Source organism: Streptomyces sp. H27-D2, from assembly GCF_035828615.1.
GTDB lineage: Bacteria > Actinomycetota > Actinomycetes > Streptomycetales > Streptomycetaceae > Streptomyces.
Map to the genome: position 1 here is coordinate 43,486 of NZ_JAYMZR010000009.1, position 23,177 is coordinate 66,662.

Consider the following 23,177-nt stretch of genomic DNA (forward strand, 5'->3'; position numbering starts at 1 on the left):
GTCCCGCGTGACCGCCCGACTCCACCAGCCCTGTGGATAACTCTGAACGCTCTTGTCATTTTGTCCTACCGACGTTGTGGAAAAGATGAGTTGTCCACAGCCCAGAAGGCTTCGTTGGCGCGATGTCACTGCCATCGGGTTGCATGGGGGCATGAGCAACGAAGACTTGCGTGTCGCGGCCGACGCCGTCCTGTCCCGCCTCGTCGGGGACGCCACCGGCGCCACCCGGCTGCGCGAGGGCCAGTGGCAGGCCATCGAGGCGCTCGTCGCCGACCACCGGAGGGCGCTGGTAGTGCAGCGCACCGGCTGGGGAAAATCGGCGGTGTACTTCGTGGCCACCGCGCTGCTGCGCGAGCGCGGCAGCGGACCGACGGTGATCGTCTCGCCGCTGCTCGCTCTGATGCGCAACCAGGTCGAAGCGGCCGCCCGGGCGGGCATCCGCGCCCGCACGATCAACTCCGCCAACACCGAGGAGTGGGACACCGTCCAGGCCGAGGTGGCCGCGGGCGAGGTGGATGTCCTGCTGGTCAGCCCCGAGCGGCTGAACAACCCCGACTTCCGCGACCAGGTGCTGCCCAAGCTCGCCGCGGCGACCGGCCTGCTCGTGGTCGACGAGGCACACTGCATCTCCGACTGGGGGCACGACTTCCGCCCCGACTACCGTCGGCTGCGCACGATGCTCGCCGACCTCTCGCCCGGCGTCCCGGTCCTGGCGACCACCGCGACGGCGAACTCCAGAGTGACCGCGGACGTCGCCGAGCAACTGGGCACGGGCGAGGGCTCCGAGCAGGCGTTGGTGCTGCGCGGGCCGCTGGACCGGGAGAGCCTGAGCCTGGCCGTGCTGCGGCTGCCGGACGCGGCGCACCGGCTGGCCTGGCTGGCCGAGCATCTCGACGACCTGCCGGGATCGGGAATCATCTACACCCTGACGGTGGCCGCCGCGGAGGAGGTCACCGCGTTCCTGCGGCAGCGCGGTCACACCGTCTCCTCGTACTCCGGCAAGACCGAGAACTCCGACCGGATGCAGGCCGAGGAGGACCTGCTCGCGAACCGGGTGAAGGCGCTGGTCGCCACCTCGGCGCTGGGCATGGGCTTCGACAAACCGGACCTCGGTTTCGTCGTGCACCTCGGCTCGCCGGCCTCCCCGATCGCCTACTACCAGCAGGTCGGCCGCGCCGGGCGCGGGGTGGAGCACGCCGAAGTGCTGCTGCTGCCCGGCCGTGAGGACGAGGCGATCTGGCGCTACTTCGCGTCGCTCGCCTTCCCTCCCGAGGAGCAGGTCCGCCGGACCCTGGACGTACTGGCGGCCGCCGGCCGGCCCGTATCGCTGCCCGCGCTGGAGCCGCAGGTCGAGCTGCGGCGTTCGCGTCTGGAGACGATGCTCAAGGTGCTCGACGTGGACGGAGCCGTGCGCCGGGTGCGGGGCGGCTGGACCGCCACGGGCCTGCCCTGGGCCTACGACGCCGAGCGGTACGCCTGGGTGGCCCGGCAGCGGGAGGCCGAGCAGCAGGCGATGCGGGACTACTCCACCACGACCGGCTGCCGGATGGAGTTCCTGCGGCGGCAGCTGGACGACGAGACCGCGGTTCCGTGCGGCCGTTGCGACAACTGCGCGGGCGCCCGCTTCACCGTCGACGTGTCCACCGTGTCGCTGGACGCCGCGCGCGGCGAGCTGGGCAGGCCCGGTGTGGAGGTGGAGCCCCGGCGCATGTGGCCGACCGGCCTCCCCGCTATCGGGGTGGATCTCAAGGGCCGCATCCCGGCGGGCGAGCTGGCCGCCTCCGGCCGGGCCCTGGGCAGGCTCTCCGACATCGGCTGGGGAAACCGGCTGCGACCGCTGCTCGCCCCCGACGCGGCGGACAGTGCGATTCCGGACGATGTCGCCGAAGCCGTGGTGACCGTCCTCGCGGACTGGGCGAAGGGGCCCGGAGGCTGGGCGTCCGGCGGGCCGGACGCCCCGGCCCGCCCGGTGGGCGTCGTCACCGTCGCATCGCGGACCCGACCGCGGCTGATCCAGTCGTTGGGCGAGCGGATCGCGGCCGTCGGCCGGATGCCCCTGCTGGGAACGGTCGGCCATGCGGACGATCTCGGCGGGGGCCCAGAATCCCGCGTCCCGCGCAGCAACAGCGCACAGCGGCTGCGAGCGCTGCACGGCTCCCTCGCGGTCCCGCCCGAACTGGCCGCGGCCCTGGCCGCAGCAGACGGTCCGGTGCTGCTGGTGGACGACTTCGCGGACACCGGCTGGACGCTGGCCGTGACCGCCCGGCTGCTCCGCCGGTCCGGAGCGCGGGGAGTGTTCCCGCTGGTCCTGGCCGTTCAAGGGTGATCGGCGGCATCAGGGGTCAGCGTGCCGTCCACGGGGCAGGGATATAGGCGGCGCACCAGCCGATACTGGGTGGAGCCAAGGAATTGCTCGTTGCCGCATACCGGTACGACCGCAAGAATTGGACTCGACCCGCACCGGCCGTCCCCGGTCCGGAAGAGCTGTCGCACGGTGCCCGCGCGCCCGCTCCCGATCGCCGCCCGATCAGTGGACGCGTAGACGAAGGGAGGACCGTGACCTCCGGCTTCGCTCCGCCCGCGACTGCGGCCATGATGGTGCCCGCCGACTCCGTCGCACGCATGGGACGGATACTCGAACCCGCCGAGTGGGCGGCCGCGGGCATTCCGCTGCTGCGCAATCCGCGTGAGGTCGTCACCGGCCTGCACGCGCGCCACCGGCCCGGTCCCACCACAGCGGCCGTCGCGGTGATCAACGCCGAGGGAAGGCTGACCGCGAGCGCGTCGTTCACCCAACGCGACGACGCCCCGGACGGCTGGCGGTACCGCAACGCCCTGCTCGCGCAGCTGCGGCTCGTCATCCCGCACGACCTGCGCCGCCGCGCTCCGGTCCACACCGCCGTGCTGCTCTACTGCCGCGAAGGCGAACCGCGCTGGACGGAGACGGACGGCGCCTGGATGTGGGGCCTGCGGGACGCCTGCACACTGCACGGGCTGCGCTGCGGCGCGTACATCACACTGACCCGCGGCGGCTGGCAAGTGCTCGGTGAGGGCCGCGGCGGCCGGCGCCCCTTCTCCGGGATGCGTGCCGAGCCGGCCCAGGACGGGCTCACAGCGGATGCGGTCACCGCGGACCCGGTCAACGGCAACGGAACCGCCGCCCGGAGCGGGGCGCCGACCCGTTCGGGTGTCGGGGCCGCCGTGGCGCTCCGTCACGCCGCGGCCCGCTGACCGGCGGCCGGAGCTGACCTGCGGGCCGGAGAAGCAGAAACCCGGAATCCGGACCCCTGAAACGTCGGCTGTCCCGCACCGACAACCGGCACGGGACAGCCGACGTCAAACGCTCGCGGTGACCAACGGGTTGATCCGCTCCGGATCGCCACAGGCGATCAGCAGCGCACCGGCCAGGCCGCTCGCCGCGGTCACGGCGCGGCCGACGACCTCGTCCGAACCGCCGTTGACGACGAGGACCACGACCGGTCGCCCTACGGGGCGTTCGGCCGCGGCATCGGCGTAGAAGACGTCGTCCGCGGCGTCGTGCTGCGCCCAGTAGGACGCCTCACCGAAGGACAACTCATGGACGGCCCAAGGGTGTTGGTCGCCAGTGGTGAGCACCAGGATCTCTTTGGGTGCGCGGCCGGCGTCCAGCAGCAGGTCGACCGCACCGTCGGCGGCTTCGAGCGCACCGTCGAAGGAGGCCGGAACGAGCTGGATCCGGGTGGCGGGGGCTGCCGTCACGGGCTCGGGGTGAGCCCGTTGCGGCGCGGCGGGGCCGCGGTTGGGGCCGGGACTTCCGGGCCGCGCGCCGGTCGCGGGCGCACCGCGCGGTGGCGCGGGACGGGGTGCGGCGGGGCGGGGACCGGGGACAGGTCGAGGGGTCTGCGCGGTACGGCCGACAGCCGGAGTGACGCGGGGACCCGGGACGCTCTCGTGAATCTGAGGCTCCTCGGGGGTGTGAGGCATGGACTGATGTCTATCAAACACCGGTGCGGTTCGCATCGGTGGGTGGCGCGAAAGCCGGTCAGAAGTCGAAACCGAGTTGGCCACCGGCTTCCAGTACGGCCGCTTCAGGACTGATGCGGATCTTCTTGAGGTGTCGCCAACGCGGCAGCGCGTCCAGATAGGACCACGACAGCCGGTGGTATGGGGTGGGGCCCAGCTCTTCAAGGGCCGCGCGGTGCACCGGGGACGGATAGCCGGCGTTGTCGGAGAAACGGAAGTCGGCGTGGTCCGCGTCGAGTTCGGCCATCATCGCGTCCCGCCGCACCTTGGCCAGCACCGAAGCGGCGGCGACCACGATGCAGGACTGGTCGCCCTTGATGACCGTGCGGACCTGCCAGGGGCCGCCGAGGTAGTCGTGCTTGCCGTCGAGGATCACCGCGTCGGGCCGGACCGGCAGGGCTTCCAGGGCCCGCACGGCCGCGAGGCGCAGCGCCGCGGTCATGCCGAGCGTGTCGATCTCCTCCGGCGAGGAATGTCCGAGGGCGTGTGCGGTGACCCAGGTGTCCAGCTGGGTCACGAGCGCGTTGCGGCGCTTGGGGCTCAGCAGCTTGGAATCCGTGAGCCCCGGGGGTGGCGTGCGCAGGCCGGTGACGGCGGCGCACACAGTGACCGGTCCGGCCCAGGCGCCGCGCCCGACTTCGTCGACCCCTGCGACGATCCTGGCGCCGGCGGTGGCGCGCAACGATCGCTCGACGGTGTGGGTAGGTGGCTCGTACGGCATAGCGCCAGTCAGGTTACGCCCCTTCCCGGGCGCGCCGCTCCCGGGGTGCGCCTCACGGGGTGTGACGCTCAACCCGAGCGCGGACTGAGCAGCGGCAGCATGACCTGGTCGATGACTTCGAGCAGGTCATGCTCGCGCAGATCGGCGCCGGTCATCTTGTGCCGGTACATCATCATCGCGGGCAGCACGTCGACCAGCAGTTCACCGGTGGCATCGGCGCGCACCTCGCCGCGCTCGATGCCGCGTCGCACGACTTCCGCCATGAGGCGCTTGCCGGGTTCGACCACGCCGCCCAGGATCAGCTCCACGAAACGCTCGGCCTCGGTGCGGTCGCACTCGTCGAGTACGGCGCGCAGCGCGTGGCCGGATCGGGAGTACATCGCTTCACGCATCCGCCCGCACAGTTCGATCAGGTCCGCGCGCAGACACCCCTGGTCGGGCGGCTCGGTCACCTCCGGCAGGCCGGCGCGCAGCGCGTCGGCGACGAGGTCGCCCTTCGACGACCAGCGACGGTAGACGGCCGCCTTGCCGGTCTGCGCGCGGGCTGCGACGCCCTCCATGGTCAGGCCGGTCCAGCCGACGCTGGCGAGCTGTTCGAGGGCCGCGTCGAGGATCGCGTGCTCCAGGACGGGGCCCCGGCGACGCAGCGAAACGGGCGTCGAGTCGTGGGCGGTCCGGCGCGAGGTGGCCATGTCGTCTCTTTCGTTGGAAAAACTTAGTGAACGCTTGCGTTCTCTGCGGCACGCTCACTACCGTGGACGCCTAGTGAACGCATCCGTTCTTTAACTCTGCTCTGGGGGACCGATTGTGGCAACTACTCACGTGACCAGCCCACGAGCACCGGGCGCCGCCCGCCGAGAGGGCCGTCCGGGGATCGCACTCACCGTCATCGCGGCCTGCCAGCTCATGGTCGTGCTCGACGCCACCATCGTGAACATCGCACTCCCCCACATCCAGAAGGCACTCAGCTTCTCCACCACTGATCTTTCCTGGGTGCTCAGCGCCTACACCCTGACCTTCGGCGGGCTGCTGCTCCTCGGTGGCCGTGCCGGGGACATCCTGGGCCGCCGCAGGGTCTTCATGTTCGGCATCCTGCTGTTCACGTTCGCCTCCCTGGTCGGCGGATTCGCCCAGGAACCCTGGCAGCTGCTCGCCGCCCGGGCCCTGCAGGGCGTCGGCGGCGCGATAGCCTCGCCGACCTCGCTCGCACTGATCACCACGACCTTTCCCGAAGGGCCGGAGCGCAACCGGGCCTTCGGGGTCTTCGCGGCGGTCTCGGCAGGCGGCGGCGCCATCGGGATGCTGGCCGGCGGACTGCTCACCGAGTGGCTCAACTGGCGCTGGGTGCTCTTCGTGAACGTCCCGATCGGACTGCTCATCGTGGTGCTCGCGCCGATCTTCATCAGCGAGTCGAAACGGCACCCGGGCCGCTTCGACATAGCGGGCGCTGTGGCCTCCACGGGCGGCATGGCCTCGCTGGTCTACGGATTCATCCGCGCTTCCGAGGAGGGCTGGCGCGATCCGCTGACCCTGGGTTCGTTCGGGGCGGCTCTGGTGCTCCTGGCGCTCTTCGCCCTGATCGAGAGCCGGGCCAAGGAGCCCATCACCCCGCTGCGGATGTTCGCCGACCGCAACCGCTCCGGCTCGTACGTGATCATGCTGAGTCTCGCGGCGGCGATGTTCGGGATGTTCTTCTTCATCGTCCTCTTCGTGCAGAACGTGCTCGGCTACTCCCCCATCGAGTCCGGCCTCGCCTTCCTCCCGGTCACCGTCGCGATCGTGACGGGAGCGGGCATATCGCAGCGGTTGTTGCCGGCGCTCGGGCCCAAGCCCTTCATGGTCGTCGGCTCGGCGATCACAGCGGCCGGCATGACCTGGCTGACCTTCATCGACCCCGGCAGCTCGTATCTGAGCGGGGTGCTGGGACCGATGCTGCTCTTCGGCTTCGGCATGGGGCTGAACTTCGTCACCCTGACCCTCACCGCGGTCTCCGGGGTCGAGCAACACGAAGCGGGCGCCGCCTCGGGGCTGCTCAACGCGACACAGCAGGTCGGCGGCTCGCTGGGGCTTTCCATTCTGGTGACGGTCTTCGGGACGGCCAGTCGAAACGAGGCGGAGAAGCAGCTGCCGGCGTTCATGGCCAAGGCGACGCCGGAGCAGAAGGCGGAGTTCACCCGCTCGCACGAGCTGCCCGCATCCTGGGGGCATCAGGTGCTCGCCCAGGGCATATCCACGGCCTTCATAGCAGCGGCAGGGCTGGTCCTGTTGGCCCTGCTCACCGCGTCGGTGGTGGTCAGGGTGCGCAAGAGCGACCTGGAGGCGCTCAGCGGGACGGCGAGTACGGGCGGACCTGCCGCCTGACGTTCACGCGGGCGGGGCGAGCGTCCAGGCGGGCAGGTCCTCGGTCCGTTCGAGCCAGTCGCCGGGCGGATCACCCGCCGGGCCGGCAGCCACGATGCCTCCGACGATGGCGCAGGTGGTGTCCACATCGCCGCCCGCCTGCGCCGTCTCCCAGAAGGCGTTCTCGTAGTCGTCGAGGTGGCGAGCCGCGGCCCACAGAGTAAAGGGCACGGTGTCGTGCGCACTGGTCCGGCGTCCGCAGCCGAGCACGGCGGCGACAGTTCCGGCGTCGTCGTAGTCGAGCATGTCGCGGGCCCGGCGCAGGCCGGCCTGCACGGCGCTGCGCGGTACGAGTTCGACGACCCCGTCCAGCAGTGCGACGGGGCCCGCGCAGCCCGCGGGGTCCGCTGCCAGCGCCGTCGCGGCGGCGACCGCCATCGCTCCGGCCACCGCCTCGCGGTGCTGGTGCGTGGTGTATGCCGAGATCTCCGCCTGATGCGTCGCCTGCTCCGGGTCGCCCGCGTACCAGGCGCCCAGCGGAGCGATCCGCATCGCGGCGCCGTTGCCCCACGAGCCCTGCCCTTTGAAGAGCCCCGAGGCCAGTTCGCGCCAGTCGCCGCCCTCCCTGACCGAGCGCAGCACCCGGTTCACCGCAGGACCGTAGCCACGTTCGACGTCATGGTGCTCGGCGAAGGAGCGCGCCAGTGCGTCCTGGTCGATGCGGCCGTGCGTGACCAGGGTGGCCAGTACCGAACAGGCCATCTCGGTGTCGTCGGTCCAGCGCCAGGGCGCGGACGGCAGTTCGCGCCGCTTGAGCGACGGATAGTTGGCGGGGACGAAGAACTGCGATCCGAGGGCGTCACCCACGGCCAGCCCGCGCAAGCTCGCCAGAGCTCGGTCCCAGCGTTCGAGGTCGAGCGGGTCAGCGGTCATCATCATGAACTCTAACCGGTGGCGCCGTAGGACTCCGGGGTGCACCAGTGCTCGAACGGCCGGTCCAGTGAATAGCGCCCGTCCGCGCCGAGGAGCAGCTCGCGGGAGACGGCGTTGCCCGGGTTCGACAGCGATTCGAACTCCGCCACGGTCCAGTGGAACCACCGGGTGCAGAACAGCCGCATCGTCAGTCCGTGCGTGATGATCAGGACGTTGGGCGGATGGCCGGGGTCCTCGAAACTCCGCCACAGGCTCTCCAGGAAAGAACCCACCCGGTCGTAGACATCGGCCCCGGACTCGCCCTGCGCGAAGCGGTAGAAGAAGTGCCCGTAGGCGTCGCGGTAGGCCTTCTGCCGCCGTACGTCGTCGCGGTCCTGCCAGTTCCCCCAGTCCTGCTCGCGCAGCCGGGGCTCCTCGCGGACCCGCACCCGGGAGGGGTCCAGGCCGAGCGCCTGGAAGGTCTGGTGGGTGCGGCGGTACGGCGAGACGTAGGCCGACACCCGCTCGTCCCCGAAGAGGGCGCGCATCCGCGCGCCCGCCACCTCTGCCTGCAGCAGTCCGGTCGGTGTGAGACTCAGCGCGTGGTCGGGCTCGCGCTCGTACACCGTGTCATCGATGTTTCCCTCCGATTCTCCGTGCCTGATCAGGACGATGCGCCTCGGCCGTGCCATCCGGCCACCCTAGATCGGGTACCGCGCCGCTGCCCGCTCGCCCCGCTTTGTCAGGCTGTCAGGCGTCCCTCACGCATCTCGTACCGGCGGCCCTCGAAGCGGTGGCGCAGCAGTCGGTCGTGGGAGACCACCACCAGGGCGCCGTGCCAGGCCGCCAGCGCCTGGTCCAGGTCTTCGACCAGGTCCAGCGCCAGGTGATTGGTCGGCTCGTCGAACAACAGCAGGTCGGCGGGACGGGCCAGCAGGCGGGCGAGGCCGAGGCGGCGACGCTGGCCGGCCGAGAGCGAGCCCACCGCGACGTGCAGGTCCCGCTCTCGGAAGAGTCCGTACGACAGGAGCAGTTCCGCCTGTTCCTCCGGGCTCCCGGACAGGCCGCGCCCGAAGGCCGACAGCAGCCGTTCGGCCGGCCGCGACAGCGGTATCTCCTGGGCGAGGTAGCCGATCCGGCCGCGCCTGGTCACTGTGCCCGAGTCCGGTTCCAGCACCCCGGCCATGACGCGGAGCAGCGTGGACTTTCCGGCTCCGTTGGCCCCCTGGATGAGCAGCCGCTCGCCGGTGCCGACCGTGAGCCCGTCCACCCGCAGCCGCCCGGCGACCCGGATCCCGTCGAGCTCGACCAGAGTGCGGCCGGCCTCGGCGGGGTCCGCAACACGGTCGGCGGCGCCACCGGCACCTACTCCCGGATCGACACCCGCACCCGCACCCGCACGCTGATCGCTGACGAAGACATCCGCGCCGTCCCCCGCCTGCGCCGGGAGAGCCTGCGCGGGAACCTTCACCGGAGCCGCCTGCCAGGCCGCCCCGGTGAAGCGCAACGGGTCGGGCGGGCGCGGTACGGGCTCGTCCCGCAACCGGCGCAGCCGCTCCTGGGCGTTGCGCACCCGGCTCGATATCGACGACTGGACCCGGCCCTTGGCGCGGTCATAAGCGAGCTTGTTGCCGTCCTTGATGCCGCGGTCCGGGGCGACCTGGTGCGCGACGGTGGAGGCGGCCAGGGCCAACCGGTCGATCTCCTCGCACCACTGGGCGTACCTCTGTTCCCAGCGGCTGCGGGCCACGGTCTTCGCGGCGACGAAGCCCGGATAGCCGCCGCCGTACCGCTTGACGGCACGGCGGTCGCCGTCCACTTCCAGAATCGCGGTGGTGACTCGTTCCAGGAACACCCGGTCGTGGGAGACCGCCACCACCGTGCCGGGGTGGGCACGCAGGGCGTCTTCCAGCCAGTCGAGGGCCACGTCGTCCAGGTGGTTGGTGGGCTCGTCGAGAAGCAGCACCTCCGGCGCGGCGGCCATCAGGCAGGCCAGCCCCAGCCGGGCCTGCTCGCCGCCCGACAGGCTGCCGAGCGGCCGGCTCCGCTCGATGTGCGCGAGGCCCAGAGCGTGCAGCGCCTTGTCGACCCGCGCGTCCGCCTCGTAGCCGCCACGCATCTCGAAGACGGTCAGCAGATCGCCGTAATCGGCCAGCTCGCGCGGCCCGGCGGCGCCGAGGTTCCGCTCCAGTTCGCGCAGCCGGCGCTCCATGGTCCGCAGTTCCACGAGCGCCGCGTCGACGGCCTCCTGGACCGTGCGGTCCGGGGGCAGCTCCGGGGTCTGGCCGAGGTATCCGCTGCCGCCGTCGGCGAGCACCGAGACCTCGCCGTCGTCGGGCCGGATGGCTCCGGCCAGGAGCCGCAGCATGGTGGACTTGCCCGCGCCGTTCTCGCCCACGATGCCGAGCCGTTCGCCGGGCCTGGCCGAGAACGACACGTCGTCGAGCAGCAGCCGGTCCCCGAAGCCCTTGGAGACGCCGCGCAAAGTGATCTGAGTAGGTATGGGGAATCCTCCGAATACTGTGGCCGACATGGCTAACGCAACCAGAGTTGCGTTACTATCAGCATGACATGAAGCGCCAGTTTAACGCAACAGGAGTTGCACTTGCCCGTGAAAGCTGCCGCACCGGCCCCCGGCACAGCCCGCCCCGGCGGCCGGACCGCCCGTATCCGCGCCGCCGTCCGCGACGCGGTCATCGCGGGACTGTCCGAGCACGGGTACCCCGGCCTGAGCGTCGAGTACGTGGCCGAGCGCTCCGGCGTGCACAAGACCACGCTGTACCGCCGCTGGGGCGGCATGGAGGGGCTGCTCGCGGACGCCCTCGTCCTCGCCGGTGAGGACGACTGGACCCCGCCGGACACCGGCTCCTTCGAGGGCGATCTCCAAGCCCTCGCTCTGGAGGTCGTGGCGTCCTTCGCCGGTCCCGCCGAGGCCGCCGCCCCCACCGCCTTCGTCGCCGCGGCCTTCCAGTCGGAGCGCGCCGCCGAGGCGCTGCGCGCCTTCTACTCGGAGCGCTTCACACGCTGCGCGGCCATGGTGACCCGAGCGATCACCCGCGGCGAAGCCCCCGCGGGCACCGATCCCGAAGCGCTCGTACGAGCCGTCTCGGCACCGATCTTCCTCCGGCTCTTCATCACCCGCGAGCCCGTGGACGACGCGGCGGGCCGCCAGGCGGCCTCAGTCGCGTTCGCCGCGGCCCGCGCCGGGGCGTTCATCCCGGCGGAGTGAGACTTCCCACGACGGTCACGACCCGGCGATCAAGCCGCTCCGCGATCACACCGTCCAGGACGGCTCAAGATCGACCACATCGCCCGCGAGCGCCGTCACATCGACGGCCATCTGCGCCCGCAGCGCCAGCCGCTCCACCCGCTCGGGCCGGTACTTCCCGCGTTCGGTCGCCGAGTCCCACATGGACAGCACCAGGAACTCGTCCCCCGGCGCCCGGCCGAACATCCCGCGCAGCATCCCCGGCGAGCCGGCCATGGCCGGATTCCACACCTTCTCCTGCATCAGCGTGAAGTGCTCCACCCGGTCCGCACGGACCCCGCAGTGCGCCACGCGCAGCACATCCGCGTCCGAGAACTGCGGGCGGAATCCGACTTTCACATCGAATTGGTACTCGAACAAACGGACCTGGGCGTCCTGAAAGGTGCCCGACTGAGCGGCCGCGAGCCGGTCGTGCGACCGGGCCATGAACGAGTCGTAGAACGCCCGGCTCTCCCAGAATCCAAAGAGATGCGCGACACCCGGCCGCGCCCGGCTCCAACCGCCGCCCTGTCCACGGAATCCGGGCTCACCGAGCAGCCCCGCCCACTTTCGCTGCCCGCGCTCGAAACCGCGGCGGTCTCCCACGGTGCAGCGAATCCACTTGACCAGCACCGCGCCATCGTACGGCCCAGCCAGGGGCCCGTATCACGTACGGGGCAGACTCCCGCCGCATCAAAGCGCGCCGCACCGGCGCGGGGACCGCCGACCACCCCGTCGGAGTGTCCGCGCAGCCGGCCTCGCGCCCCTCTACACGCCCCGCGCCCCGGCCCGCCCCGCGAGCTGGCTCAGCGCGCCCCCTGCGCCCCCTTCAGGCTCGCGCGCAGGTACTCCCGGTTCATCGTCGCGATGCTCTGCGGCGGGATGCCCATGGGGCAGGCGACCGTGCACGCTCCGGTGTTGGTGCAGCCGCCGAATTCACCGTCGAGGGCGGGGAGATGGACGCGGTGCTGGGCTTCGTACGCGCTGGGCTCGGCCTGGCGGTGCTGCCCGGCATGGTGGCCGCCCGCTCCGGCCTGCGGGTCACACCGTTCGCCGGACCGGGTCTGCAACGCACCATCTCCGTCGCCCATCGCAAGGACGTCGCCCCGCCGCGAGCGGCCCGCGAGCTGCGCCGGATTCCTCTGGAGCAACTGCGAGCGGACTCGGCGGAGGGGAGCTTGCCGCCGGGCACCCGGTCGTTGCTCGACGGATAGGGGGGTGGGCCGGGCGGCCCCTACGGCTACCGCCCCGCTCCCCCGTCCCGCCTCACTGTCAGTCGCTCAGATGACGCTCGGCATAGACCTTCATCGCGTCGCGGACGAACGCCGCGGTACCCACACCGTGCTGGTCGTGATTATCGGTGAAACGCGGGTCGGCGACATACATCTCGCCCAGCCCGACGAAATGCTCCTTCGTCGGATCGATGGTGACCGACAGCCAGTCGAATTGCCGCTGAGTGATCCGCTGGACCTCTTCGCTGTCGGCGGACTTTCCGGCGAGACGCGCCGCACCGAAGTCCTTCGCGATAGCGAGCTGCTGTTTCTGGAACGCCTTCTTCTCGGCATCGCTCAGCGAGCGCCACCACTGGTCGCTCTTCACGTAGGCGTCCCGGCCCCAACGCTCCGTGACCTCCGCCTCGTACCGGGTGTGGTCGAACCCGTCGAATACTTCCTCTGCCATGAGCTGTCCGCCCTCTTCCGTCTTGCGCAGCGTGGTTTTCACCGACTCGATCTGCCGTCCAAGGCGCAGGCGTTCCCGCTCCAACAGCTGGAGGTGGGTGTGGAGCGCGGCGGCGGTGTCCCGCTGACCGGCGAGCACCTCGGCGATGGCCGGGAGGCCGAGGCCGAGTTCCCTGAGCAGCAGAATCCGCTGCAGGCGCACGAGTGCGCTCTCGTCGTAATAGCGATAGCCGTTGCTCCCCACCCGACTGGGTACGAGCAGCCCCAGCTCGCCGTAATGGCGCAAAGTGCGACTCGTGGTCCCGGCCGTGCGCGCGATGTCCTGGATCGACCATTCCATCGGACTTTCCTCCGGATCTCGTTCGGTGCCACCACGCTAAAACTTGACGTTACGTGAAGGCAAGCCAGAACCCTCCAGGCGAGACGAAAAGGTATGAATGGCTTGATTAGGGGAGATTCGGCCAGGCGGGCGCGCGCCCTGGTGCAAGACGCCGAGCGTGACAACATGGTCAACCAACGTGAAAACTCGGCCAGTTAAGGAAGGGAAGCCTGGTGAGCAGTCTCAACAAGGGGATCGGGAAAGTCGAGGTGACGCTCAAGTGGGATCCCAGCCCCTTTGGCACGCCGGCCAACGATCTCGACATCATCGCCGCGACCTATCCGGCGGACGCCCCGCACGGCAAGCCCGCGTACCTCGTACATTTCGACAGTCGGTCGCCCGACGGCACCATCACCCTCAACCGGGACAGCCGGACCGGCCAGGGCTTCGGCTACGACGAGGTCATGACCCTGGAGCTGGAGCGGCTGTCCTCCACGTACGGCCGGGTGGTGGTGGGTGTGGCCATCCAGCAGGGTGACGGGCGGAAGACGTTCGGCGGAATACAGAGCACCCGCGTCCGCATTCTGGAGGGCTACACGGAGCTGGCGGACAACGATTTCGCCGGCGTATCCGAATCGACGGCCGCGACGATCGCCGAGTTCACCCGTAACGACTCTGGTGTATGGGCGTTCCGCGAGATCATCCGGGGCTTCGACGCCGACGCGAATTCCTTCGCCAGGATGATGGGCGGCGATTTCTCCTGACCCGGCACATGTCCGGCTGAGCCCGCCGCCCGAATCAGGCTGACCGCGCGCCAATCCTCCTGACGGTGCGGGAAAGCCTGCCCGGGAAAACCGTTGAGGGGCGGTGAGCCAATCGGCTCGCCGCCCCTCATGCCCTGTCTCGATCGCACTACCCGCGAGCGATCAGACGCGGCAGCGGGCTGTCACCCCGCTCGGTTTCAGCTGCAACCGCTGGTTGAGCCGCAGCCCTCGCAGAGGTAGCAGCTGCCCGCACGGCGCATCTTCGTGCCGCAGGAGAAGCAGAGCGGAGCGTCGGCGTTGAGGCCGAGCTGCATCTCCACCAGCTCCATGGAGTTGTGCACCTGCTTCGGGGCGGGCACCGCGGCCGCCGCGGTGGTCACCGCAGGCGGCGCCTGGACCGGCGGCTCCTGCGCCGCGAGCAGCCGGGGCGCGGACTGGGACAGGCCCTCGACGTCGACCTCGTCCTCCGACGGCTCGTACGAACCGGTCTCCAGGTGCCGCTCGCGCTCGTCGGCGGAGTTGATGCCGAGTGCCGAGCGGGTCTCGAACGGCAGGAAGTCGAGCGCCAGGCGACGGAAGATGTAGTCGACGATCGACTGCGCCAGCCGCACGTCCGGGTCGTCCGTCATACCGGCCGGCTCGAAGCGCATGTTGGTGAACTTCGAAACGTAGGTCTCCAGCGGAACGCCGTACTGCAGACCGACCGAGACCGCGATCGAGAAGGCGTCCATCATGCCCGCGAGGGTCGAACCCTGCTTGGACATCTTCAGGAAGACCTCACCGAGACCGTCGTCCGGGTAGGAGTTGGCGGTCATGTAGCCCTCGGCCCCACCGACCGTGAAGGACGTGGTGATGCCGGGACGGCCCTTGGGCAGGCGCTTGCGGACCGGGCGGTACTCGACGACCTTCTCGGTCACCGTCTCGACCTTGACCGGGGCCTTGTCCTTGGTCTTCGCCGACAGCGGCTGGCCGACCTTGGAGTTCTCGACGTAGACCGCGAGGGCCTTGGTGCCGAGCTTCCAGCCCTGCAGGTAGATCTCCTCGACGTCCTCGACCGTGCTGCTGGCGGGCATGTTCACGGTCTTGGAGATCGCGCCGGAGAGGAACGGCTGGGCTGCCGCCATCATCCGCACGTGGCCCATGGGCGCGATGGAACGCTCGCCCATGGCGCAGTCGAAGACCTCGTAGTGCTCCGGCTTCAGGGCGGGGGCGTCGACGACATTGCCGTTCTCGGCGATGTGGGCGACGATCGCCTCGACCTGCTCCGGCTGGTAGCCGAGCCGCTTGAGCGCCTTGGGGACCGTGAGGTTCACGATCTGCATGGAGCCGCCGCCGACCAGCTTCTTGAACTTGACCAGCGCCAGGTCGGGCTCGACACCGGTGGTGTCGCAGTCCATCATCAGGCCGATCGTGCCGGTCGGGGCGAGCACCGACGCCTGCGCGTTGCGGAAGCCGTTCTTCTCGCCGAGGCGCAGGACGTCCTGCCAGGCCTCGGTGGCCGCCGCCCAGACCGGGGCGTCCAGGTCGTCCATCCGCGGGGCGGTCGCGTTCGCGTCCGCGTGCTGCTTCATGACGCGGTTGTGGGCGTCCTTGTTGCGGGCGTAGCCGTCGTACGGGCCGACGACCGCGGCCAGCTCGGCGGAGCGCTTGTACGACCGGCCGGTCATCAGCGAGGTGATGGAGCCGGCCAGCGCGCGGCCGCCGTCGCTGTCGTAGGCGTGGCCGGTGGCCATCAGCAGGGCGCCGAGGTTGGCGTAGCCGATGCCCAGCTGGCGGAAGGCGCGGGTGGTCTCACCGATCTTCTCGGTGGGGAAGTCCGCGAAGCAGATGGAGATGTCCATCGCGGTGATGACCAGCTCGACGACCTGGGCGAAGCGCTCGGCGTCGAACGACTGGTTGCCCTGGTCGTCGTCGCGCAGGAACTTCATGAGGTTGAGCGAGGCGAGGTTGCACGAGGAGTTGTCCAGGTGCATGTACTCGCTGCACGGGTTCGACGCCGTGATCCGACCGCTCTCCGGCGAGGTGTGCCAGTGATTGATCATGCCGTCGTACTGGATGCCGGGGTCGGCGCAGACATGAGCGGCCTCCGCCATCTTGCGGAACAGCTCCTTGGCGTCGACCTCCTCGATCACCTCACCGGTCATCCGGCCGCGCAGGCCGTACTTCGCGCCGCTCTCCACAGCCTTCATGAACTCGTCGTTCACGCGGACCGAGTTGTTGGCGTTCTGGTACTGGACGGACGTGATGTCGTCGCCGCCCAGGTCCATGTCGAAGCCCGCGTCGCGCAGCGCGCGGATCTTCTCCTCTTCCTTCACCTTGGTCTCGATGAAGGCCTCGACGTCCGGGTGGTCGACGTCGAGCACGACCATCTTGGCCGCGCGACGGGTCGCGCCGCCTGACTTGATCGTTCCGGCGGACGCGTCGGCGCCGCGCATGAAGGAGACCGGTCCCGAGGCGTTGCCGCCGGAGGAGAGCAGTTCCTTGCTGGAGCGGATGCGGGAGAGGTTCAAGCCGGCGCCCGAGCCGCCCTTGAAGATCATCCCCTCTTCCTTGTACCAGTCGAGGATCGAGTCCATCGAGTCGTCGACGGCCAGGATGAAGCAGGCGCTGACCTGCTGCGGCTGCTTGGTGCCGACGTTGAACCACACCGGCGAGTTGAAGCTGAAGACCTGGTGCAGCAGCGCGTAGGTCAGCTCCTCGTCGAAGACGTCGGCGTCCGCCGGGGAGGCGAAGTAGCCGTTGTCCTCGCCGGCCTTGCGGTAGGTCTTCACCACTCGGTCGATGAGCTGCTTCAGACCGGACTCCCGGTCCGGCGAGCCGACCGCGCCGCGGAAGTACTTGCTTGTGACGATGTTGACCGCGTTCAACGACCAGAAGTCGGGGAACTCGACGCCACGCTGCTCGAAGTTGATCGAGCCGTCGCGCCAATTGGTCATGACGACGTCACGACGCTCCCAGGCCACCTCGTCGTAGGGGTGCACGCCGGGGGTGGTGTGGATGCGTTCGATGCGCAGACCCTTGGCCGCCTTGCTCCCCTTGGGACGGGAACCTCGCGCCGGGTTGCTCGTCGTCTCTGTCATGCCGCCTCCCTGTACGGGCAAAACGCCCATATGTGCACACTTCTTCCCGTGGCACGGTCTTGTGTCTGGTAGATCCCCGGCCGCTCATCGCAGCCGGGGCAGGTCTGTACGGCGCCGCTCACTCAGCGGCGGTGGCGGGTCCGGGGACCGCGAGGTCCCCGCATCCGCAGTCCTGCGCGGGAGGCCGCACCTCGCGCAATTCGGCGATGGCGGCCTCGAAATCGTCCAGCGAGTCGAACGCCCGGTACACGGACGCGAAGCGCAGATAGGCGACGAGGTCGAGATCCTGCAGCGGGCCGAGTATGGCAAGCCCGACGTCATGTGTGGACAGCTCCGCGCTGCCGGTGGCGCGGACGGCTTCCTCGACCCGCTGGCCGAGCTGCGCGAGCGCGTCCTCGGTGACGGGCCGGCCCTGGCACGCCTTGCGCACGCCGGCGATGACCTTGTTGCGACTGAAGGGTTCGGTGACCCCGCTGCGCTTGACCACGATGAGCGACGCGGTCTCCACCGTCGTGAAACGGCGGGAGCAGTCCGGACACTGGCGGCGCCTGCGAATCGCGGTGCCGTCATCGGCGGTCCGGCTGTCGACGACACGGCTGTCGGGGTGCCTGCAGAAGGGACAGTGCATGATCCTCCACCCTCCTCACCCTGTGAACGGACGAGCGCCCGAAACGCCGCGCGCGACTAGCAGCCTCGACCGGCCGGAACCGGCCCGCGGAGCTACCTCCAGCATATGCGATGCCCCTGGTCGGCGAAGACCATGGACCACAACTTGTGGTGGACGCTGCATATCTAACCACTACATCTGGTGCCCGGCGGATATCCGTACCGCTCGCGTGTCACGCCGCCGCGGCACCCCCCGGGTGGCCCCTGAGGACCTGGACGAGGTTACGGGAAGCGCCCCGGCCACCGACCGGCCGGGGCGGGAATGGCAGACTGAGCGCCGGCACGGCGGCAACGGTCGCGAGCATCCACGAGCCCGACCTCCCCGGCTGCCACGACGGCCACGGCGGGGGAATGCCGCAAAAGCCCGAATCGACTTTCGACACATACACCCGATTGCTTGATCAGGGCAGTGCATCTTCGATTTTTCACTCGAACGTGTGTTTGGCGCAACCTTTCGAAAGCTACTACCGTTGTCCAACTAGGGAGAACATCTCGAGAGGGGCCTAAACGACGTGACCACCACCGCAGACAGTGCCACCATCACCGCCCAGGAACGCTCCCAGAGCCGACTCGACCAGACGACTGCGATGACTGAATCAGGTACGAACCCCGAGGGGCAGAAGCCCGGGCGCTCGCTGCCCGGCCGACCTCCGGGAATCCGGGCGGACAGCTCAGGGCTGACCGACCGGCAACGTCGGGTCATCGAAGTCATCCGGGATTCGGTCCAGAGGCGCGGTTATCCGCCGTCCATGCGTGAGATCGGCCAGGCGGTGGGGCTGTCGAGCACGTCGTCCGTCGCCCATCAGCTGATGGCCCTGGAGCGCAAGGGCTTCCTGCGCCGCGACCCGCACCGGCCGCGCGCGTACGAAGTGCGCGGCTCCGACGCGCCCAACACCCAGACGACGGACACGGCAGGCAAGCCCGCCGCGTCGTACGTCCCGCTGATCGGGCGGATCGCGGCCGGTGGTCCGATCCTCGCCGAGGAGTCGGTGGAGGACGTCTTCCCGCTCCCCCGCCAACTCGTCGGCGACGGCGAACTGTTCGTCCTCAAGGTCGTCGGCGACTCGATGATCGAGGCCGCGATCTGTGACGGCGACTGGGTGACGGTCCGCCGCCAGCCGGTGGCCGAGAACGGCGACATCGTGGCCGCCATGCTCGAAGGCGAAGCCACCGTCAAGCGCTTCAAGCGCGAGGACGGGCATGTGTGGCTGCTGCCGCACAACTCCGCGTATCAGCCGATCCCGGGTGACGAGGCCACCATCCTGGGCAAGGTCGTCGCGGTGCTGCGCCGGATCTGACACTCCCCGCACGACCGGGCCCCGGAACCACTGCGCCGGTTCCGGGGCCCTGCTGTATCCAAGGACAGAGCTGTCCCCAGGGCCGTCGCTGCTTCCAGAACCATCGCCCGCGTCCTGCTACGACTCGACCGCCTCAGCGACTTCGAGTATCCCGGACGTCTCAGGAACATCGCGGATCTCGGGAGTCTCAGGGACCTCGGGGATCTCCGAAACCTCAGGCTTCTCAGGGCCTTCGGCCGCTTCCCGCGCCTCGGCGGCGGCCGCGATCGAAGCGAGCGAGCGGCGCGCCTGATTGCGGTCCGTCGTGTACCAGAAGTCCGGCAGCGTGGCCCGCAGAAAACTGCCGTAACGCGCCGTCGCCAGCCGCGGATCGAGCACCGCGACCACCCCGCGGTCCCCCGACGCGCGCACCAGCCGGCCCGCGCCCTGCGCCATCAGCAGCGCTGCGTGCGTAGCCGCGACGGCCATGAATCCGTTGCCGCCGCGCTCCTCCACCGCCTTCTGCCGCGCGCTCATCAGCGGGTCGTCGGGGCGGGGGAACGGAATCCGGTCCATGACGACCAACTGGCAGTTGGAGCCCGGCACATCGACGCCCTGCCACAGCGACAGCGTGCCGAACAGGCAGGTGGGAGCGTCTCCGGCGAAGGTGCGGATCAGCTCGCCCAAGGTCTCCTCGCCCTGCAGCAGGATCGGCATGTCGAGCCGCCCGCGCAGTTCCTCGGCGGCGGCCTGGGCGGCGCGCATCGAGGAGAAGAGGCCGAGCGTACGGCCGCCGGCGGCCTCCACCAGCTCGGTCAGCTCGTCCAGCATGTCGCCACGACTGCCCTCGCGGCCGGGCTGCGCGAGGTGCTTGGCGACGTAGAGGATGCCCTGCTTCGGATAGTCGAAGGGCGAGCCGACGTCGATGCCCTTCCAGACCGGGATGTCCTCCCCCGTCACGCCTTCCGGAGAGAGGCCCAGCGAGGCCGCCACCCCGTTGAAGTCCGCGCCGAGCTTGAGCGTCGCCGAGGTCAGCACCACGGAGCGCTCGGTGAAGATCTTCTCCCGCAGCAGCCCCGAGACGGACAGCGGAGCGACCCGCAGCGATGCGCCGAACCGGTCGTGCCGCTCCATCCAGACGACGTCCCACTCGGAACCGTTCGCGAGGCGCTCCGCCACCGAGTGGACGTTCTCCACCGCGGCGAGCGCCTGCTTGCGCACCGCGTCCTCGTCCTGGACGGACTTGTCGCGGGTTCCGGCCATCGCGGAGATGACCGTACGGGCCGCGTCGCGCAGCGCCATCAGGGCGTACCCGAGGTCCTCGGGGATCTCCTCGATGCGGCCGGGGAGCGCCAGCTCCATCAGCCGCTCGAAGCTCTCCGCCGCACTCAGCAGTCCGTCGGCGGCCTTCTCGTTGACGAGCTTGGAAGCGCGCCGCACCGCACGGTTGACCCCGCCGGGGCTGAGCTCGCCGGTGGCGACATTGGTGACCCGCGAGACCAGCTCGTGGCCCTCGTCGATGATCAGCACTTCATGGCTGGGCAGCACCGGCGCACCCTCGATGGCGTCGATCGCCAGCAGGGCGTGGTTGGTCACGACCACATCGGCGAGCTTGGCCCGCTCGCGGGCCGCCTCGGCGAAGCACTCCGCGCCGTACGCGCACTTGGACGCGCCCAGGCACTCGCGCGAGGAGACCGAGATCTGGCCCCAGGCCCGGTCGGAGACGCCGGGGGTGAGGTCGTCGCGGTCCCCGGTCTCGGTCTCGTCGGCCCAGTCGCGCATCCGCAGCAGGTCCTTGCCCAGCTTGCTGGTGGGACTGCTCGCCTTCACCGCCTCGAACGGGTCGAAGAGGCCGTCGTCCTCCTCCTGCGGCACGCCTTCGCGCAGGCGGTGCAGGCAGAGGTAGTTCGAGCGGCCCTTGAGCATGGCGAACTCGGGACGGCGGCGCAGCAGCGGCTGGAGCGCGTCGACGGTGCGCGGCAGGTCGCGCTCGACGAGCTGGCGCTGCAGCGCCAGCGTGGCCGTCGCGATGACGACACGCTCGCCGTGGGCCAGCGCGGGCACCAGATAGCCGAGGGACTTGCCGGTGCCCGTACCGGCCTGCACCAGTAGATGGGAACCGTCGTCCACAGCGGTCTCGACGGCTTCGGCCATGGTGACCTGGCCGGGACGCTCGGTGCCGCCCACAGCGGTGACGGCGGCGTGCAGCAGGTCGGGGAGTTTGGGCTTCGTCATAGCGGTTCCACCCTAAGGGGCCGCACTGACATCGTCCGCCGTCACAGCTGGTGGAGGGGGTTGCGCACGGTGCCGTGGACGGCCGCGTGCGGGCGTTCGGGCCGGTCACGGTAGCCGTCGAGATGCAGCCGGTTCCGGTTGAGGCAGAGCCGTTCGATCCGAGGGGTCAGCAGGTCGAAGGTCTCGAACCGGTTCTTGAGCTCCGGAAAGAGCTCGTGGTGCCGCAGGATTTCTGCCCGCAGGAGTGACCAGAACTCGTTTTCGGTGACGCCCAGTTGATCTTCGTACAGGGGCGCGAGATAGCGGAAGACTCCGATGAAGAGGCCGGAGTGAATGAACTGGGTCAGGAAGGCCGGGGCCTCGGTGAGCAGCACGGCGCGTACGTCCTCGGACATGGCGGCGTGCTCGGGCAGCGGCTCCGCGCTGACGTTCATGTCGTCGACGAAGTCCTTGACCGCGAGCCGTACGGGCACGTCCCGCTCGTCGAAGACGACGATGGCGTTCTCGCCGTGCGGGGAGAAGACCGTGCCGTACTGGTAGAGGAAGCGCAGCAGCGGTGGCATCAGAGCGGCGAAGAGGCTGCGCAGCCAGATGGCCGGCGCGAGTCCGGAGCGGTGCACGAGTTCGGCGGTGAAGGACCGCCCCCGCGCGTCGGTGTGCAGCAGGGAGGCGAGCGTACGGGCCCGCTCCCCCGGGTCCAGCTGAGGGGTCAGGGGCTCGCGCCAGATGCAGCCGAGCAGTTCCTTGTACTGGTACGGGACGCCGGGCAGCCGGTCGTACAGCGGGTGCCGGACGGTGACGGAGGCGGTCTCGCCGAGCAGGATCACCCGGGTCTCGTCGTGCAGAAAGGAATCAGCATCGCGCAGCCGGTGCACCCAGGCGGTGACGGCGGGGGCTGCGAGCGTGCGCTCGGTCGGCAGTCCGCGCCAGACGAGGGTGTTGAGGATGGAGAGCGGGAGCTTGACCGTGCGGCCGTTCGGCCGTGCGAGGTTGAGGAAGGTGCGGATGGACTGCTGGGGCAGTCTGAGGTCGCCGTCGGTGGGCAGCGGGATGACGGCGTGGTCGGCGACCTGCGGGGCGAAGAGCGGCGCGATGGTCTCGTCCCACTGCCAGGGGTGGACGGGCAGCCAGAGGTAGTCGGCCGGGTCCTGTCCATGGTCGGCGACGGCGCGGGCGAAGACGGCGCGGGTCTCGGGGGTGAGCTCTTCGGCGTAGAGCCGGTCCGGGGTGGCGAGTACGGCGACGCCCCGGTACTGCGCGAGGTCCCGGCGCACCGCCAGCCAGGGCAGCTGATGCGCCGTGCGGGCCTCGGGGGCCCAGCGGCCGGCGTCGGCGGCGGAGAAGCCGAGCCTGCCTTTGTTGGCGACGAGCCAGGGGTGACCGCTCTGGTGGCCTTCGAGCGCGGCGTAGCCGAGGTCGGCCATGGCCGCCGCGCTGATCGCGGTGTCGTCGAGCCGGGCGTCGGCGGCGAGCGTGGCGGTCAGCTCGCGGATCAAGTGTCCGGTGGTGTCACCGGTCAGGCCGAGCACGGTGTCGTGGGCGAGCGCGAGGAAGTGGAACGGGTCTCCCGAGGGGGTGATGGAGCCGGGGTCCACCCGCCAGTGCCCATAGGCGCCGCGACGGGCCTCGAAGCGGTAGGTGACCTCGCTCGTGACGGGGAGCCGGTAGGCGGAGGGCGTGCGGGTGGGGGTGTCGGGGCCGCCGGGACCGGTGCTGGCGGCGGAATCCGGGTCGGTGTCGGGCTCGGGCGTGATGACGCCTTCGTACGCGAACTCGCCGAGCATCTTCGCGAGCAGGCGGCGGGCGGCGCGCCGCCAGGTGGTCTGCGAGGGGCTGAGTGAATCGGGCACTACCTGAATCCTTGGGGAGGGAATCTGCTGGGGCGGAATCTGTGGGCGGAACCCGCACGGGGTGGGCGGTGTACAGGAAGTAGGC

Annotated in this window: 17 protein-coding genes and 2 pseudogenes; 7 read left to right on the forward strand and 12 right to left on the reverse strand. The window is 70.1% G+C overall.

The annotated features are described in order from the left end of the window. The first annotated feature begins 151 nt into the window (after positions 1–151). Both QMK28_RS05910 and QMK28_RS05915 read left to right on the forward strand, forming a co-directional pair. Positions 152–2,326: a RecQ family ATP-dependent DNA helicase gene (locus tag QMK28_RS05910; protein WP_326435918.1), complete on the forward strand. Its 2,175-nt coding sequence runs from the start codon at positions 152–154 to the stop codon at positions 2,324–2,326. A 230-nt stretch (positions 2,327–2,556) separates the two neighbouring features. Continuing rightward, positions 2,557–3,231 carry a hypothetical protein gene (locus QMK28_RS05915; RefSeq protein ID WP_326435919.1) on the forward strand — a complete coding sequence of 225 codons (675 nt, stop codon included), beginning with the start codon at positions 2,557–2,559 and terminating at the stop codon, positions 3,229–3,231. A 105-nt stretch (positions 3,232–3,336) separates the two neighbouring features. On the opposite strand, the gene QMK28_RS05920 is transcribed toward QMK28_RS05915, so the two are convergent. From QMK28_RS05920 to QMK28_RS05930, 3 genes are all read right to left on the reverse strand, one after another. Continuing rightward, positions 3,337–3,963, reverse strand: a complete 627-nt coding sequence (locus QMK28_RS05920; protein WP_326435920.1) for a hypothetical protein — start codon at positions 3,961–3,963, stop codon at positions 3,337–3,339. A 58-nt stretch (positions 3,964–4,021) separates the two neighbouring features. Further along, positions 4,022–4,723 (reverse strand): ribonuclease HII, encoded by a 702-nt coding sequence (locus tag QMK28_RS05925; protein WP_326435921.1) that lies wholly within the window; start codon positions 4,721–4,723, stop codon positions 4,022–4,024. Between the two features lie 68 nt (positions 4,724–4,791). Beyond that, positions 4,792–5,415, reverse strand: coding sequence for a TetR/AcrR family transcriptional regulator (locus QMK28_RS05930; RefSeq protein WP_326435922.1), 624 nt, complete (start codon positions 5,413–5,415; stop codon positions 4,792–4,794). Positions 5,416–5,545: 130 nt separating this feature from the next. On the opposite strand from QMK28_RS05930, the gene QMK28_RS05935 reads away from it, so the two are divergent. After that, positions 5,546–7,084 (forward strand): MFS transporter, encoded by a 1,539-nt coding sequence (locus tag QMK28_RS05935; protein WP_326435923.1) that lies wholly within the window; start codon positions 5,546–5,548, stop codon positions 7,082–7,084. A gap of 3 nt (positions 7,085–7,087) precedes the next feature. On the opposite strand, the gene QMK28_RS05940 is transcribed toward QMK28_RS05935, so the two are convergent. From QMK28_RS05940 to QMK28_RS05950, 3 genes are read right to left on the reverse strand one after another with little or no spacing between them, the layout of a single operon-like run. Further along, positions 7,088–7,996, reverse strand: a complete 909-nt coding sequence (locus tag QMK28_RS05940) for an ADP-ribosylglycohydrolase family protein (RefSeq protein WP_326435924.1) — start codon at positions 7,994–7,996, stop codon at positions 7,088–7,090. An 11-nt stretch (positions 7,997–8,007) separates the two neighbouring features. Next, on the reverse strand, positions 8,008–8,667 hold the full coding sequence (locus QMK28_RS05945; RefSeq protein ID WP_326435925.1) for a histidine phosphatase family protein: 660 nt from the start codon (positions 8,665–8,667) through the stop codon (positions 8,008–8,010). Between the two features lie 50 nt (positions 8,668–8,717). After that, positions 8,718–10,508, reverse strand: coding sequence for an ABC-F family ATP-binding cassette domain-containing protein (locus QMK28_RS05950; RefSeq protein ID WP_326435926.1), 1,791 nt, complete (start codon positions 10,506–10,508; stop codon positions 8,718–8,720). Between the two features lie 72 nt (positions 10,509–10,580). Between QMK28_RS05950 and QMK28_RS05955 the strand changes: the two genes are divergently transcribed. Next, a complete protein-coding gene (locus tag QMK28_RS05955) occupies positions 10,581–11,204 on the forward strand; it encodes a TetR/AcrR family transcriptional regulator (protein WP_326435927.1) in 624 nt (207 codons plus the stop codon). A 45-nt stretch (positions 11,205–11,249) separates the two neighbouring features. Here the strand turns inward: QMK28_RS05955 and QMK28_RS05960 are convergent, their stop codons facing one another. Then, a complete protein-coding gene (locus QMK28_RS05960) occupies positions 11,250–11,855 on the reverse strand; it encodes a YdbC family protein (protein ID WP_326435928.1) in 606 nt (201 codons plus the stop codon). A 296-nt stretch (positions 11,856–12,151) separates the two neighbouring features. On the opposite strand from QMK28_RS05960, the pseudogene QMK28_RS34175 reads away from it, so the two are divergent. Further along, positions 12,152–12,436: pseudogene (locus QMK28_RS34175) on the forward strand (LysR family transcriptional regulator substrate-binding protein); the annotation flags it as partial. Positions 12,437–12,494: 58 nt separating this feature from the next. Here QMK28_RS34175 and QMK28_RS05970 read toward each other — a convergent pair. Further along, on the reverse strand, positions 12,495–13,241 hold the full coding sequence (locus tag QMK28_RS05970; protein ID WP_326435930.1) for a MerR family transcriptional regulator: 747 nt from the start codon (positions 13,239–13,241) through the stop codon (positions 12,495–12,497). Between the two features lie 197 nt (positions 13,242–13,438). Between QMK28_RS05970 and QMK28_RS05975 the strand changes: the two are divergent. Next, a pseudogene (locus QMK28_RS05975) lies at positions 13,439–13,984 on the forward strand (TerD family protein); the annotation flags it as partial. Between the two features lie 197 nt (positions 13,985–14,181). Here QMK28_RS05975 and QMK28_RS05980 read toward each other — a convergent pair. Next, entirely contained in the window at positions 14,182–17,064 is a 2,883-nt protein-coding gene (locus QMK28_RS05980) for a vitamin B12-dependent ribonucleotide reductase (RefSeq protein WP_326435931.1), read from the reverse strand. Between the two features lie 118 nt (positions 17,065–17,182). Beyond that, positions 17,183–17,692 (reverse strand): transcriptional regulator NrdR, encoded by a 510-nt coding sequence (nrdR, locus tag QMK28_RS05985; RefSeq protein ID WP_326435932.1) that lies wholly within the window; start codon positions 17,690–17,692, stop codon positions 17,183–17,185. Positions 17,693–18,242: 550 nt separating this feature from the next. Here nrdR and lexA point away from each other — a divergent pair. After that, a complete protein-coding gene (lexA, locus tag QMK28_RS05990) occupies positions 18,243–19,028 on the forward strand; it encodes a transcriptional repressor LexA (RefSeq protein ID WP_326435933.1) in 786 nt (261 codons plus the stop codon). Between the two features lie 117 nt (positions 19,029–19,145). Here lexA and QMK28_RS05995 read toward each other — a convergent pair whose 3' ends face one another. Both QMK28_RS05995 and QMK28_RS06000 read right to left on the reverse strand, forming a co-directional pair. After that, entirely contained in the window at positions 19,146–21,242 is a 2,097-nt protein-coding gene (locus QMK28_RS05995) for an ATP-dependent DNA helicase (RefSeq protein ID WP_326435934.1), read from the reverse strand. A 41-nt stretch (positions 21,243–21,283) separates the two neighbouring features. Next, complete coding sequence (locus tag QMK28_RS06000; protein ID WP_326435935.1) at positions 21,284–23,092, reverse strand: IucA/IucC family protein; 1,809 nt, start codon at positions 23,090–23,092, stop codon at positions 21,284–21,286. Between the last annotated feature and the right edge of the window lie 85 nt (positions 23,093–23,177).